We start from the raw sequence: 13,258 nt of genomic DNA, 5'->3' as shown, positions 1-13,258 counted from the left end.
GTTCCCTGGTGGCGCGGGCTCGTCGCCATGCCCACGATCGGGCCGGAACCGGACGGCGGTCGAGTTCGTCCAACCTCAGACCCGGTTCACGCGCACGTTGGTAGCCTGCGAACCGGGACCGATCCGTTACCGACCGTACGGGGGATGGACGTCGTGGTGGAGGAGAACGGCCTACTGGGAGCCGTCGCCGGCGTGGGTGGAGCCATCGGGCGTGCGGTCGGCGACATGTTCGCGGCAGAGAAGCACTTGAACGACACCCTGGCCGGGGCGCCGGCCGGGGGCACGCATTTCGCGGTCGACAAGGACGACGTCCTGAACATGGGCAAGGTCATCCAGGACCAGGTGACCATTCTCCAGCTGGCCTACGCCAAGGCGCTGAGCGGCATGCGGATCAACCTCAACGGCATGGACGAGGTCAACGCGGACATCGCCGAGGCGTGGAACGACCGGCTGCTCCAGCACCCCGAGTCGTACGCGGCCCGCGTCGACCAGTACATCGCCAGCCTGAGCGGCCTCGCGGAGCAGCTCCGCAAGGTGGCCGAGCAGTACGGCTTCACCGAAGAAGAGATCAACGCCGCGATGGGGGCAGTCGGTGCGTCTCGTTAAGTGGAGCGCCGTGGTGGCGCTCTCGGCTTTGACGCTCGCCGGCTGCACGTCCGGCACGGGCGGCAACCCGACTCCCGCGACGACGACGGCGGCCTCGAAGACGTCGACGTCGGCCACGTCCGCGCCCTCGGAGCGCCCCAAGAACATCAAGGTCGACGGCCTCGACCCGTGCAAGGCCCTCACCGCGAACGACCAGAAGCAGCTCGGCACGGTGGTGACGCAAGCCGAGCAGTCGGATGTGGTCGAGGGTGCGAAGACGCCGGCCTGCACCTTCCTGACCGGCCCGGGCGCCTCCAAGGTCTACTCGTACGCGGTGCACCTGGTGACCAGCAAGGGCATCGACTACTGGAACTCGTCGGGCAACCTCGACATCGCCGAGAAGAAGGTCTCCGGCTTCCCCGCGAAGCAGGTCACCTTCAAGGGCACCAGTTCCGTGGACTGCTCGGTGGCAGTCGACGTCGCCGACGGCCAGCAACTCTTCGTGCAGTTCCTGCCGATCGGCCGCGACACCACGCAGGACACGATGTGCCAGAACGCCGCCAAGGGTGCCGAGTTGGCGCTCGCGACCTTGCAGACCTTGAAGTGAGGGGGACAGCGTGACCGACTTCAAGCAGCTCAAGGACCACCGGTTCCAGGGCCTTGACAACGCCGGCCTCATGACGCTGGTGCAGCAGTTCACGCAGAGCAACGCGGCCGAGCGGTTCAGCCGGGCTTCGCAGGCGCTGCGCGAGCTGGCGGCGAGCCTGGAATCCGTCGACAACACCATCCGGGGCCTGCTGGCTCCGATGGGCCACGCTTGGCAGGGCGCCGCGGGTGACGTCGGCCACGAGAAGGTGACCTACACCGCCGAGGCTGCCACCTCCGGGACCGAGGCGGGCCAGCGGAACTCCAAGGCGACCGCCGTCCAGGGTGACGCCTACAGCGACTCCCGCAACGGCATGCCCGAGCCCTCCAGGTTGCAAGGCGACACCGAGACCAACTTCTGGGACGACGCCGGCGGCTTCTTCGGTTACGAGACCGACCACGCCAAAGAGGTCAAGGAGACGCAGGCGGCTCGCGAGCAGGTCATCCGCGGGTTCGACCAGTACGTCGACGCCAGTCGGGACTCGCTCAACCAGTACCAGGGCATGAACAAGCCGCCGACCTTCGAGGTCACCACGGCCTCCAGCGCGGTCGGCACGCCGGTCGCCGCCGTGCAGCAGCCCGGTGGTGGGATCGGCCAGGTGCCCGGCGGTGTGCCGGGGGGTCTGCCCGGTGGGACGCCGCAGGTGCCCGGTGGTGGTCAGGTTCCGCTGCCGCCGCAGGTCCCGGGCGGTTCGACGGGGGTCCTGCCGCCGACGACCTCCGTGCCGACGCCCGGTGCGTCGCCGGTCCTGCCGGGCAAGGTCGGCGGGTCGAACCACCTCGGGCTCGGGCTCGGGTTGGGGCTCGCGGCCGGTGCGACGTTGACCGGACTCGCGACCACCGCCAAGGCCGCCCGTGTCGTGCGGAACTCGCCGACGCCGGTGCCGCCCGGTGGTGGCACGGGCAAGCCGGACGGGGCGAAGGGTCCCGGCGGTGGTGGCAAGCCCGGGATGCCGGGTGCCGTTCCCGGCGCGAACGGGTTGGCGGGCAAGGCCGGGATCTCCGCGACCATCGGCGCGATCGACGCCGACGAGCGGGTTCCGGGCAACCGGACGGCCGCCGGGGCCGCGGCGGGCAAGGCCGGGGCCGGGTCGATGATGCAGGCCGCCGCCTCGCCGCGGGGCAAGGACGGCGAGGAGGACGCGGAGCACATCCGCAAGTACGGCGTGGACTCCGACGACGTCTTCGGTGACGAGCGCATGGTCGTGCAGCAGGTCATCGGCGACGAGCCCGAGAAGAAGTGAGCAACGCGGTCGTCCTGTCCACGCTGGAGTTCGACGTCGCGTGGGAGGCCGAACGGCTCCAGCGGCGCAACGTCGCCCTCGACGTGCCCAGCCCGGGTGTCACGCACACCGAACGGGCCGGGTTCGTGGAGCAGGCGTGGGCGTCGCTGGAGCAGCGCGGGCTGGCCGGTGGGCGCAGGCTCGTCCCCGAACTGGCGGACACCTTCGCCCTGCTGGCCAACCCCCAGATCTCGGTGGACATCTGGATCTGGGTGGACCGCCGCAAGATCAAGGGACTGGCCGCCGCGTCCGGCGAGGAGGCGATCCTCGCCGTGGTGGACGGCGACGAAGTGTGGCTGATCGAGTCGCGGGCCAGTGCGCTGGCGGAGGCGGCGGTGTCGGTCACCGGCGAGATGCCCGCCGGGCGCGGCCGGTCCATCAGCCTGCCCAACGACGTGCTGCGCGCCGCGTCCGACGAGGCCGGGCGCAACGCCGAGAAGCTGGTGCTCGCCCTCGAACGGCACGGGTTGCCGCTCAGCGACGCCCAGGAACTGGCGGGCATGTGCGACGGCATGAGCACGCGCGGCCAGTTCGGCGCGGAACGGGCGCAGCGCGGCGGTCCGCCGGCACGGGCGCGGCGCGTCGTCGCCTGGCACGACACCCCGTCCGGCCGCTACCTGCACCTCGTGCGCCCCAGCTCGGACGGCCGGAGCTGGTCGACCGTCACCCCGATCGACAACGCGCGCCTCGCCACCTGCGTGTGGGAGCTGATCGACGAGGTCTGACGGGAACCCGGGCGGCGGTCGCCGCGTCAACTCACCTGCGGGCACCACGGCCCGCCGTCAGCCGGGAGTGACGTCTGGTGACCACCGCGACGATGAGCGCCGCCGCGTTCCGCACCGCCTGGGACCACCTCGACCTCGGTGCGATGCCGATCGTCCTGCACGTGCCGGACGAGCCCGCGCCGTGGCACGACCTGACCGCCGCCGGACTCGCCCGCGGCGCGGAGCTGGACCCGTGGCTGGGTGCGGCCTTCAAGCTGCTGGCCAACCCGCCGCGGTCGGCGGACCTGCGCCTGGGGATCGGCAGATCGGCAGTGCGGGCGCTGGCTGCGTCGGCGGGCAACGGGACGGTGCTGGCGGTGCTGACCGGTGACGTGGTGACGGTCCGGGAGCTGGAGTCGGACCTGGCGGCGGCACTCGTCGGGCTGCTGCCGGTGCTGGGCGGCGGGCACGTCGGTGGTGCCGATCTGCGGGGACGGTTCGGCGCGGCTGTGCTGGACGCCGATGGGAACCGGAGGCGGGCGTCGGACGTCGTGGACTTCCACGGTCCGACCGATCCGACGGTGTTGCGCTCGGCGGTGAGCGCGTTGCTGGACGATCTCTGACCTTGACCTGCGCTCCCGTCGGACGTCTGACATGTCCTCCGGCGCCGTACCGTTCCAGACGGCTGAAATTTTTAGTTCAGTGGACTAAATATTTCAGTGGTGCGGTGGGATCGAGGGGCCAACGGACTGGGGGGGCCAGGGCGGTAAGCCGGCGGGGTGTGCCCGGGAAGGTGCGGCGGAGCTGGTGGGCCGGGAGGCTGCGGCGGGGCCGGCGGGAGGAAGTGCGGCGGAACCGGCGGGGTAGAGCCGGGAAGGCGCGGCAAGACCGGCGGCGGGCTGCGGCCGGGGAGGCGCGGCGGAACCGGCGGGGGGTGGGGTGGTTGAGCCGGCGGGGTGGGCATCGGCGGTCGGATCGGTGGCTGTGCTGCGGGCTGGTGTGCGGCTGTGTCGCAGGTGGGAAGGCACCTGCGCGGCGGGCTGGGTGTGGATGGCCGCGCGCGTCGTCGCGGGCCCATGGGGGACGGGCGCGGGAGATGTGAGGGTTGGGCGGATTAGCCTGGGGGCATGTTGGGTGTTGCCGCGCGGGCCGACGTGCCGCCGTTTCACGTCATGGACATCGTGTCCGCCGCCGCCCAGCGGCAGCGGACGCACGGGGACGTTGTCTCGCTCGCCGCCGGGCAGCCCTCCAGCCACGCCCCCGAACCCGTCCTGCGCGCCGCCGAGCACGCGCTGCGCCACAACCCCCTCGGGTACACCGAGCAGGTCGGCATCCTCGAACTCCGGACCGCCCTCGCCACCCACTACGGCCGCCAGTACGACCTCGACGTCACCGCCGACGACTTCGTGATCACCACCGGCTCGTCCGGCGCCTTCCTCCTCGCCTTCCTCTCCGCCTTCGACCCCGGCGCGCGCGTCGCCCTCGCCCGACCCGGCTACCCCGCCTACCGGAACATCCTCCGCGCCCTCGGCTGCGAAGTCGTCGAGTTGCCGTGCGGCCCGGGAACCCGGTTCCAGCCGACCGTCGACATGCTCGACGCCGCCGGCCCGCTGGCCGGGCTCATCGTCGCGAGCCCGGCCAACCCGACCGGCACCGCGCTCACGCCCGACGAGCTGAGGAACATCGCCGAGTGGTGCACCGCAAACAACACCCGCCTGATCAGCGACGAGATCTACCACGGCATCAGCTACGGCACCCCGCTCGCCTGCGCGTGGCAGACGAGCAGGGACTCCATCGTCGTCAACTCGTTCTCCAAGGCCTTCGCCATGACCGGCTGGCGCCTCGGCTGGATGCTCATGCCCCCGGCCCTGCGCGCCGCCGCCGACCGGCTCACCGGCAACTTCACCCTCTGCCCGCCCGCCCTCGCCCAGCACGCGGCGGTCCAGGCGTTCACGCCCGAGTCCTACGAGTACACCGCCTCCCTGGTCGACGGGTACCGGCACAACCGTGACGTCCTGCTCCAGGGCCTGCACGACCTCGGCATCACCCGGATCGCACCGGCGGACGGCGCGTTCTACGCCTACGCCGACGTCTCGCACCTCACCGACGACTCGATGGCGTTCTGCCGCAAGCTGCTCGCCGACACCGGCGTGGCGATCGTCCCCGGCATCGACTTCGACCCCGTCCACGGCCACGAGTTCGTCCGGTTCTCCTTCGCGGGCAGCGCGCACGACATGACCGAGGCGCTGCGCCGGCTCAAGGCGTGGCTGCCGGAACTCCCAGGTCAGCCCACCCGTTGAGACGGGCATGGTCAAGATAATCCTGTGGCTGCTCGCCATCTGGGTGGCGCTGAGCCTGGTGGGCGCGGTCGTGGAGGGGTTGTTCTGGCTCGCCGTGATCGGTGGGGTGCTGTTCCTCGGCACGGCCGCCTACGGGGCGATCAAGAGCAGCGGTCGGAAGGGCATCAACGGGCCTCGTTAGCTGGAAAACCGCTGCTCCGAAGTTCACCATGGGGCGGTGTTGGACAGTGATGAGCGCAGGCTCGCCCAGTGGGAGCGGCGGGTCGAGTGGCCGTTGACGTTGTTGGCGGTCGTCTTCCTCGTGGCCTACGCCTGGCAGGTGCTCGACAACCGGGCCACGAACGGGCTCCACCTGGCCCTAGAGGTCGTGCTGTGGGGCGTGTGGCTGGTGTTCGCGCTGGACTACCTGGCGCGGTTCGCGCTGGCCGTGGACAAGCGGCGGTTCTTCGCCACGCACCTGTTCGACCTGCTCACGGTGTTGCTGCCGATGGTCCGCCAGCTCCGGGTGCTGCGGCTGATCACCGTCCTGAAAGTGCTCAACCGGCGGTTCGCGGTCAGGATGCGCCAACGCATCGGCCTGTACGCGGCGGGCGTGACGGTGCTGGTGGGGCTGTCCGCGTCGCTGGCGGTGCTGGACGCCGAGCGCAACCACCCGGACGCCACGATCACGACCTTCGGCGACGCCGCCTGGTGGACGCTGACCACGATCTCCACCGTCGGCTACGGCGACCGCTACCCGGTCACCTGGGAGGGCCGGCTGGTCGCGGCGCTGCTCATGATCGGAGGGATCGCGCTGCTCGGCGTCATCACCGGCACCATCGCGTCGTGGCTGGTGGAGCGGCTGAGCGGGGTGGAGGGCCAGGTCGCCGAGGCCGAGGAGGCCACGCTGGCCGAGCTGCGGTCGGTGAAGGCGGAGCTGGCCGAACTGCGCGCCGAACTCCGCGCTTCCCGCAGCACCTAGAACACCACCCACCGGGTCACGAGCTGACCGACCCGATCCTCCGCAACGCCTCCGCCACGTCCGCCGCCGTCACGTCCCGGTGCAGCACGAACCGGACCTTGCCCGCCATCGGCCCGGCGAACACGCCGAGGTGGCGCAGGCCGGTCAGGGTGATCTCCAGGTCCGGCACGCCGGCCAGCACGATGTTGGTCTCCGGCTCGACCACCTGCCAGCCCAGCTCGGTCAGGCCGCGGGCCAGCTCGCGGGCGTTGGCGTGGTCCGTGGCCAGGTCGTCGATGCGGTCCAGCCCGACCAGGCAGGCCGCCGCCAGCACACCGCCCTGCCGCACGCCGCCGCCGAGCATCTTGCGCACCCGCCGCGCCTCCGCGACGAACGCCGACGTGCCCGCCACGACCGACCCGACCGGCGCGCCCAGCCCCTTCGACAGGCACACCTGCACGGTGTCCACGCCAACGGTCAGCGCCGCCGGCGGCACGCCCAGCGCCACGGCCGCGTTCCACAGCCGCGCCCCGTCGAGGTGGACCTTCAGCCCCGTCTCGCGGGCCGCGGACACCAGCAGGGCGTGCTCGTCGGGCGGGGTGACCGTGCCGCCGGCGGCGTTGTGGGTGTTCTCCAGGCACAGCAGGGTCGTGCGCAGCGAGTAGTACGGGCCGTCCGCGCCCGCCGCCGCGCGCACGGCGTCCGGGGTGAACCGGCCGGGGGCGTCCCACTCCAGCGGGTGCGGCATCCCGCCGGCGATCCAGGCGGCGGTGCCCAGCTCGTTGTCCAGGACGTGCGCGCCGCGCGCGGCGAGGAACCGGTCGCCGGGGCGCAGGTGCACGGTCAGCGCGATCAGGTTGCCCATCGACCCGGACGGCACCCACAGGGCCGCTTCCACGCCCAGCAGGTCGGCGACCCGCTCCTCCAGGGCGAGCATGGTCGGGTCGTGTTCGAGGACGTCGTCGGCCACCACGGCGGTGGACATGGCCAGCCGCATGGCTTCGTCGGGGCGGGTGACGGTGTCGGACCGGAAGTCCAGGGGTGCGAGCTGGGTCACGAATGGATCACATCACACGCGGCAAGGCCTTACCGAGCGCGGTCGCCGGTACCACGATGGGGGTGACGCAAGTCTCGGACGCAGGGCGTGCAACCGTGGGCGACCCCGGCTCCGTCCGGTAGGTGCAAGCACGACGAGCGGAGAGAGTCCGCGTGGATCAGCGCGACGAGCAGGAGTTCGCGGAGTACTTCGCAGCTCGCCGGGAGGCCGTGCGCCGAACGGCGTTCCTGCTCTGTGGTGACTGGCACCGGGCGGACGACCTCGCGCAGACCGCGTTCGTCGCGCTGCACCGGAGGTGGCGGAAGGTCCGGGACAAGCAGGCCCTGGACGCCTACGTCCGCCGGACGCTGGTGCGCGCGGTGATCGACGAGTCGCGGCGGCCCTGGCGGCGCGAGCGGTTCGTGGACGAGGTCCCGGACACGCCCGCGCGCGACGGGGAGGTCGGCGACGCGGTGGCGACGCGCGAGACCCTGGTCGCGGGCTTGAAGCGGGTGCCGCCGCGGCAACGGGCGGTGCTCGTGCTGCGGTTCCTGGAGGGCCTGGACGTGTCGGCCGCGGCCGAGGTGCTCGGGTGCTCCGAGGGGACCGTGAAGAGCCAGACCTCGCGCGGGCTGGAAGCCCTGCGGGAGGCGCTGGGGGACGCCATCGACGACCTGCGGCCCGCGTCGTGAAGGGGAGGTGCTGAGAGTGGACGAGCGCAAGCTCGCGGAGCTGTTCCGCGACGCGGCGGGCGGTGCGCCGCCGCCGTCGTTCGACGTGGGCAGCGTGCGCGCCGCGTCGGCGCGGGCCACCGCCAAGCACCGGACGCGGATCGCGCTCGGGTCCACCCTGGCCGTGGTGCTGCTGTTCGGCGGCGTCCTGGTGACGACCGACCTCGCGCGGGAGGAGCCCGAGGGGCTCACGGCCTCGGCGGGTTCCGCTCAGGACTCCCCGTCCCCTAACCTCACCCCGTTCGCGGTTCCGCAGGAGGGCGAACCGCGCGCGGAGACCGACCAACGCGGCGAAGTGCCGCCCAAGAGCGGCCCCGACGCCCCGTCTACGCAGGGGGACGGCACGTCGGGGACGGCCGGTCGCATCGCGCCCGGTGGCACCTCCGGGTGCCAGGAGGTGGACCGGGAGCTTGCCGTCGCCCTCGCCGACAAGCTCCCGGCCGCCGACGGCCTCCGGGCCGCGCCCGCCGCCGCGCAGTGCCCGCCGGGCGCGCGGGGCGCTTCGTACCTGGTCCGCGACGGTTCGATCCCCGGTGTGGTGTCGGTGGTGCTGGTGCCGCCGGGGACGTCGACCGTGCCGTCGAGCGCGACCGCCGAGGCGTCGAGCCCGGGGCGGACCGGCGTGGTGCACGTGCTGAGCGAGCCGGAGGCCGGGTCGTCGGTGGCGCCGTTCGCGGCGGAGCTGGCGCAGTTGGCGCGGGAGATCGCCGCGGAGTTCTGAACCGGAGGTGTCGGCCACCTTCTGGTACGGCTGTGCCAGTAATTTGGTACGGTTGTGCCAGATTACTCCGGAGGTGGTCGTCATGGCGTGGGCGGTGCTCATCGTGTCCGGCCTGTTCGAGGCCGGCTGGGCGGTCGCGTTGAAGCTGTCCGACGGGTTCAGCAGGCTGTGGTGGACGGTCGCGTTCGCGGTGTTCGCGCTGGTCAGCTTCGCGGGCCTGGCGTGGGCGATGAAGCAGCTGCCCGCCGGACCGGCCTACGCGGTGTGGACCGGCATCGGCGCGGCGCTCACCGCCGTCATCGGCATGGTGTGGCTGGGCGACGGCGTCTCGACGCTCAAGCTCGTGTCGCTGGGGCTCATCGTGAGCGGTGTCATCGGCCTGAACCTCGCCGGTGGCGGGCACTAGTACCTTTCTCCCGATGACTGCAGCGACGCCCAAGGGCGAGCGCCGCCGACAGGCGCTCGTCGAAGCCGCCGCCGGCCTCCTGGTCGACGGCGGCTTCGACGCGGTCCGGCACCGCGCGGTGGCCGAGCGCGCCGGCCTGCCGCTCGCGTCCACCACGTACTACTTCGACTCGCTGGACGACCTGGTCACCGCCGCGCTGGAGTTCCACGGCCGGGCCGAGCTGGAGTACGGCAAGGCCCGGCTGGCCGAGCTGGACCCCGAGGAGTGCGGCGGCGAGGCGTTCATCGACCTCGTCCTGGACCTCCTCCTGGGCCCGCCCGCGGGCGACCGCGACGCCGAGGCCGTGCTGCTGCGCTACGAGCGCCTGGTGGCCACCGGCCGCCGCCCGTACCTGCGCCCGCTGATGCGCAAGCTCAGCGGCGAACTGCACGGCCTCCTCCTGGACATCTTCACCCACGCCGGCCAACCGGTGGGCCAGGAGCGCGTGGAGGAGCTGATCGCCCTGGTCGACGGCGCCGTGGTCAACGCCCTGATCGAGATCAGCCCCGACCCGCGCGCAGCCGCCCGCCGGATGCTCGCCAAGGCCATGGGCCTGCGCTGAACCCGGTGCAACCCCTGGCACCCGCTCGGACGTGTAAGGGGTGGAGGGCCGGAAGGGGTGCGGATGGGCAAGGCCGATGAGCAGGGGTTCCGCGAGTTCGCGGTGGGCCACGCCGCAGCGCTGCGGCGCACCGCCTACCTGTTCTGCGGCGACTGGCACACCGCCGAGGACCTGATGCAGGCGAGCCTGCTCAAGCTCTACCAGGCGTGGCACCGCGTGGAGTGGCGGGACAACCCGTCCGCCTACGCGCGGAAGGTGCTGCTGCGCACGTGGCTGGACGAGAAGCGCAGACCGTGGCGGCGGGCCGAGCAGCGCGACGGCGAGGTGCCCGACCGGGCGGACCTCTCGGCGGACCCGGAACTGGCCGAGGAGCAGCTGTGGGCCCGCGACCTGGTCCACGCGGCCCTGCTGCGGGTGCCGCCGCGCCAGCGGGCGGTGCTGGTCCTGCGGTACTTCGAGGACCTGCCGGTCAGCGAGGTGGCGGTGGCGATGGGGTGCACCGAGGGGACGGTCAAGAGCCAGACGGCACGTGGGCTGGCCGCGTTGCGCGCGGCCGTGGAGCAACTGGAGGAAGGGGCGGTGGTGGCGTCATGAGCGAAGCGGAGCTGAGGGAGAGCCTGCGCGCGGCGGTCGCCGAAGAGCCGCCGCTGAACTTCGACCCGGACGTCCTGATCGCGCGGGCGGAGTCCTTTCGCCGGCGCCGGCGGGCGCTGGTGGCGGTGGGTGTGGCGACTTTTGCGCTGATCGGGACGGTGCTCGCGCTGCCCAGCGTGCTCGCCCCGCCGCGGGGCACCGTCGACGCGGCCCGCGTGCTGACCACGACCGAGCTGCCGTCCGCGACCCCGTCGCCGGCCGCGAGCCTCCCCGTGACCACGGTGCCCGTCGAGGGGGGCGTGAAGCACCTCTCCGGGTACCTGACCAAGCGGGTCGCCGACGTCGTGTCGACCACGTTCGACGTCAAGGTCGACTTCCCCGACGTCGAGAAGGCCCCCGGCCACGTCACCGGCTTCGTCTACCTGTCCGACAAGCGGGGCACCGCCCGCCTCACCGTCGAGCTGATCGGCCCGCCGGTCGTGGTGACGCGCGCCGCCTTCTGCGCCCCCGCGCGGTGCGACCCGTCCCGCATCCAGCCGGACGGCAGCCGCGTCGAGGTCGCGTCGTCCGCCGCCCCGCAGCGCGAGCTGTTCACCCACATGGTCGCCCACTTCCGCACCGACGGGACGGTCGTGATGATCACCGGCCACAACTACGACAAGAGCACGGACACGGTCCCGCCCGTCACCTCCGAGCAGCTCATCGCCATGGCCACCGACCCGATGCTGACCGTGACCGGCTGAGGCGTCGGGCGGGCGCCTGGCGGGCAACTATCCTGTGGCGGTGACGAGCAAGCCCAGGATCGCCAATGTCCTCGCAGGTCGCTACGCCTCCGCCGAGCTGGCCACGCTGTGGTCCGCCGAGCACAAGATCGTGCTGGAGCGGCAGCTGTGGCTCGCGGTGCTCAAGGCCCAGGCCGGGCTCGGCGTCGCCGTGCCGGACGGGGCGGTGGCCGACTACGAGCGGGTGCTCGAACAGGTCGACCTCGCCTCGATCGCCGAGCGCGAGCGGGTGACCAGGCACGACGTGAAGGCCCGCATCGAGGAGTTCAACGCCCTCGCCGGCCACGAGCACGTCCACAAGGGCATGACCTCCCGCGACCTGACCGAGAACGTCGAGCAGCTGCAGGTCCTGCGCTCGCTGGAGCACGTCCGCGGCAAGACCGCCGCCGTCCTGGCCCGCCTGGCCCGGCTCGCCGCCGAGCACGCGGACCTGGTGATGGCCGGCCGCTCGCACAACGTGGCCGCGCAGGCCACCACCCTGGGCAAGCGCTTCGCGTCGGCGGCCGACGAGGTCCTGGTGGCCTTCCGCCGGCTGGACGAACTGGTCGCCCGCTACCCGCTGCGCGGCATCAAGGGCCCGGTCGGCACCGCCCAGGACATGCTGGACCTGCTCGACGGCGACCACGAGAAGCTGGCCGAGCTGGAGGCGACCGTCGCCGGCCACCTGGGCTTCGAGCGGGTGCTGACCAGCGTCGGCCAGGTGTACCCGCGCTCCCTGGACTTCGACGTCGTGTCGTGCCTGGTCCAGCTCGCCGCGGGTCCGTCGAGCCTGGCCAAGACCATCCGGCTGATGGCCGGGCACGAGCTGGTCACCGAGGGCTTCAAGCCGGGCCAGGTCGGCTCCAGCGCCATGCCGCACAAGATGAACACGCGGTCCTGCGAGCGCGTGAACGGCTTCGCGGTGATCCTGCGCGGGTACCTGTCCATGGTCGGCGAACTGGCCGGCGACCAGTGGAACGAGGGCGACGTCTCGTGCTCCGTGGTGCGCCGGGTGGCCCTGCCGGACGCGTTCTTCGCCCTCGACGGCCTGCTGGAGACGTTCCTGACGGTGCTCGACGAGTTCGGCGCGTACCCGGCCGTGGTGGCGAACGAGCTGGACCGCTACCTGCCGTTCCTGGCGACCACGAAGGTCCTGATGGCCGCGGTGCGACGGGGCGTGGGGCGCGAGACGGCGCACGAGGCCATCAAGGAGAACGCGGTGGCGGTGGCCCTGGCCATGCGCGAGGAGGGCGCGGGCAACGACCTGCTCGACCGGCTGGCGGCCGACGAGCGGTTGCCGCTGGACCGGGCGGAGTTGCAGGCGCTGCTGGACGACCGGCTGTCGTTCACCGGCGTGGCCGGGCAGCAGGTGGCGAGCGTGGTGGCCCAGGTCGAGGACGTCCTGGCCAAGTACCCGACCGCCGCCGGGTACGTGCCGGCGCCGATCCTCTAGCGGAACCCGCCGCGCGGCGGGGAACGGCCGCCGCGCGGCGCTACGGGCGCGCCCAGTAGAGCTTGCCCCGGCGGGACTTCTCGCAGACCAGCGGCCTGCCCGCCGGGTCGACGGCCGTCTCGCCCTCCGCGTCGCAGGGGAATCCGAGCAGGGCCACCTCGTGCACGGGCTGGTGGGTCGGCTCGACCCACGTCGGCTCGGGCTGCACCTGGACGGGTGGCTGCTGGGCCTGCGGTGGCGGCGGTGGCTCGGTGGTGGCGGCGACCGTCGTCGTCACCGTGGTCGGAGCGGGTCGGACCGAGATCGAGGCGTTCGCGGGGACCGAGACCTTCGTCGGGGACGGGGTGATGCTCGGCACCGGCACCGGGGTGGGGGACGCGTGGGGCTTGCCGCACGCGCCCAGCACCAGGAGGCCGACGCCTACCGCGACCGGTGCCCAGACGACCTTCCGTGCCATCACGGGTAGCAGGGTAGGGGGCACCCGTCCGATACCCAAGT

General features: G+C 72.5%; 17 protein-coding genes. 15 read left to right on the top strand and 2 right to left on the bottom strand.

Translation table 11 applies throughout. The features are described 5' to 3' along the window. Positions 1–144 precede the first annotated feature (144 nt). From RIN75_RS01035 to RIN75_RS01000, 8 genes are all read left to right on the top strand, one after another. The gene (locus RIN75_RS01035; RefSeq protein ID WP_309109811.1) at positions 145–606 is read left to right on the top strand and encodes a hypothetical protein; all 462 of its coding nucleotides are present in this window, start codon (positions 145–147) and stop codon (positions 604–606) included. After that, entirely contained in the window at positions 593–1,192 is a 600-nt protein-coding gene (locus RIN75_RS01030; protein ID WP_309109810.1) for a DUF3558 domain-containing protein, read from the top strand. The genes RIN75_RS01035 and RIN75_RS01030 overlap by 14 nt, the downstream gene beginning before the upstream one ends. A gap of 10 nt (positions 1,193–1,202) precedes the next feature. Then, positions 1,203–2,474: a hypothetical protein gene (locus tag RIN75_RS01025; protein WP_309109809.1), complete on the top strand. Its 1,272-nt coding sequence runs from the start codon at positions 1,203–1,205 to the stop codon at positions 2,472–2,474. After that, complete coding sequence (locus RIN75_RS01020) at positions 2,471–3,238, top strand: ESX secretion-associated protein EspG (protein WP_309109808.1); 768 nt, start codon at positions 2,471–2,473, stop codon at positions 3,236–3,238. The genes RIN75_RS01025 and RIN75_RS01020 overlap by 4 nt, the downstream gene beginning before the upstream one ends. 77 nt (positions 3,239–3,315) lie before the next feature. After that, positions 3,316–3,840 (top strand): ESX secretion-associated protein EspG, encoded by a 525-nt coding sequence (locus RIN75_RS01015; protein ID WP_309109807.1) that lies wholly within the window; start codon positions 3,316–3,318, stop codon positions 3,838–3,840. Positions 3,841–4,344: 504 nt separating this feature from the next. After that, positions 4,345–5,517 (top strand): pyridoxal phosphate-dependent aminotransferase, encoded by a 1,173-nt coding sequence (locus RIN75_RS01010; protein ID WP_309109806.1) that lies wholly within the window; start codon positions 4,345–4,347, stop codon positions 5,515–5,517. A gap of 7 nt (positions 5,518–5,524) precedes the next feature. After that, positions 5,525–5,698 carry a hypothetical protein gene (locus RIN75_RS01005; RefSeq protein ID WP_309109805.1) on the top strand — a complete coding sequence of 58 codons (174 nt, stop codon included), beginning with the start codon at positions 5,525–5,527 and terminating at the stop codon, positions 5,696–5,698. A gap of 36 nt (positions 5,699–5,734) precedes the next feature. After that, the gene (locus RIN75_RS01000; protein ID WP_309109804.1) at positions 5,735–6,478 is read left to right on the top strand and encodes an ion channel; all 744 of its coding nucleotides are present in this window, start codon (positions 5,735–5,737) and stop codon (positions 6,476–6,478) included. Positions 6,479–6,494: 16 nt separating this feature from the next. Here RIN75_RS01000 and RIN75_RS00995 read toward each other — a convergent pair whose 3' ends face one another. After that, positions 6,495–7,514, bottom strand: a complete 1,020-nt coding sequence (locus tag RIN75_RS00995) for a GntG family PLP-dependent aldolase (RefSeq protein ID WP_309109803.1) — start codon at positions 7,512–7,514, stop codon at positions 6,495–6,497. A 152-nt stretch (positions 7,515–7,666) separates the two neighbouring features. Between RIN75_RS00995 and RIN75_RS00990 the strand changes: the two genes are divergently transcribed. The 7 genes from RIN75_RS00990 to purB all read left to right on the top strand — a co-directional run bounded on the left by RIN75_RS00990 (position 7,667) and on the right by purB (position 12,760). Next, positions 7,667–8,185 carry a SigE family RNA polymerase sigma factor gene (locus RIN75_RS00990; RefSeq protein WP_309109802.1) on the top strand — a complete coding sequence of 173 codons (519 nt, stop codon included), beginning with the start codon at positions 7,667–7,669 and terminating at the stop codon, positions 8,183–8,185. Positions 8,186–8,201: 16 nt separating this feature from the next. Further along, positions 8,202–8,945 carry a hypothetical protein gene (locus RIN75_RS00985; protein ID WP_309109801.1) on the top strand — a complete coding sequence of 248 codons (744 nt, stop codon included), beginning with the start codon at positions 8,202–8,204 and terminating at the stop codon, positions 8,943–8,945. A gap of 82 nt (positions 8,946–9,027) precedes the next feature. After that, complete coding sequence (locus tag RIN75_RS00980; protein WP_309109800.1) at positions 9,028–9,351, top strand: multidrug efflux SMR transporter; 324 nt, start codon at positions 9,028–9,030, stop codon at positions 9,349–9,351. A gap of 13 nt (positions 9,352–9,364) precedes the next feature. After that, complete coding sequence (locus RIN75_RS00975) at positions 9,365–9,952, top strand: TetR family transcriptional regulator (protein WP_309109799.1); 588 nt, start codon at positions 9,365–9,367, stop codon at positions 9,950–9,952. A gap of 63 nt (positions 9,953–10,015) precedes the next feature. Beyond that, on the top strand, positions 10,016–10,546 hold the full coding sequence (locus RIN75_RS00970) for a SigE family RNA polymerase sigma factor (RefSeq protein WP_309109798.1): 531 nt from the start codon (positions 10,016–10,018) through the stop codon (positions 10,544–10,546). Next, a complete protein-coding gene (locus RIN75_RS00965; protein ID WP_309109797.1) occupies positions 10,543–11,289 on the top strand; it encodes a hypothetical protein in 747 nt (248 codons plus the stop codon). The genes RIN75_RS00970 and RIN75_RS00965 overlap by 4 nt, the downstream gene beginning before the upstream one ends. A 40-nt stretch (positions 11,290–11,329) precedes the next feature. Next, positions 11,330–12,760, top strand: a complete 1,431-nt coding sequence (gene purB / locus RIN75_RS00960; RefSeq protein ID WP_309109796.1) for an adenylosuccinate lyase — start codon at positions 11,330–11,332, stop codon at positions 12,758–12,760. Positions 12,761–12,800: 40 nt separating this feature from the next. Here the strand turns inward: purB and RIN75_RS00955 are convergent, their stop codons facing one another. Next, a complete protein-coding gene (locus RIN75_RS00955) occupies positions 12,801–13,220 on the bottom strand; it encodes a hypothetical protein (RefSeq protein WP_309109795.1) in 420 nt (139 codons plus the stop codon). Positions 13,221–13,258: the final 38 nt, after the last annotated feature.

The sequence above is a fragment of the Saccharothrix sp. genome (assembly GCF_031180885.1).
Lineage (GTDB): Bacteria > Actinomycetota > Actinomycetes > Mycobacteriales > Pseudonocardiaceae > Actinosynnema.
Note: the sequence above shows the minus strand (reverse complement) of the source record. Positions and strands in the feature narration are given on the sequence as shown.

Coding starts and splice junctions, on each gene's coding strand:
- RIN75_RS01010 (WP_309109806.1), top strand. CDS start 4,345: ATGTTGGGTGTTGCCGCGCGGGCCGACGTGCCGCCGTTTCACGTCATG.
- RIN75_RS01005 (WP_309109805.1), top strand. CDS start 5,525: ATGGTCAAGATAATCCTGTGGCTGCTCGCCATCTGGGTGGCGCTGAGC.
- RIN75_RS00975 (WP_309109799.1), top strand. CDS start 9,365: ATGACTGCAGCGACGCCCAAGGGCGAGCGCCGCCGACAGGCGCTCGTC.
- RIN75_RS01035 (WP_309109811.1), top strand. CDS start 145: ATGGACGTCGTGGTGGAGGAGAACGGCCTACTGGGAGCCGTCGCCGGC.
- RIN75_RS00980 (WP_309109800.1), top strand. CDS start 9,028: ATGGCGTGGGCGGTGCTCATCGTGTCCGGCCTGTTCGAGGCCGGCTGG.
- RIN75_RS00965 (WP_309109797.1), top strand. CDS start 10,543: ATGAGCGAAGCGGAGCTGAGGGAGAGCCTGCGCGCGGCGGTCGCCGAA.
- RIN75_RS00970 (WP_309109798.1), top strand. CDS start 10,016: ATGGGCAAGGCCGATGAGCAGGGGTTCCGCGAGTTCGCGGTGGGCCAC.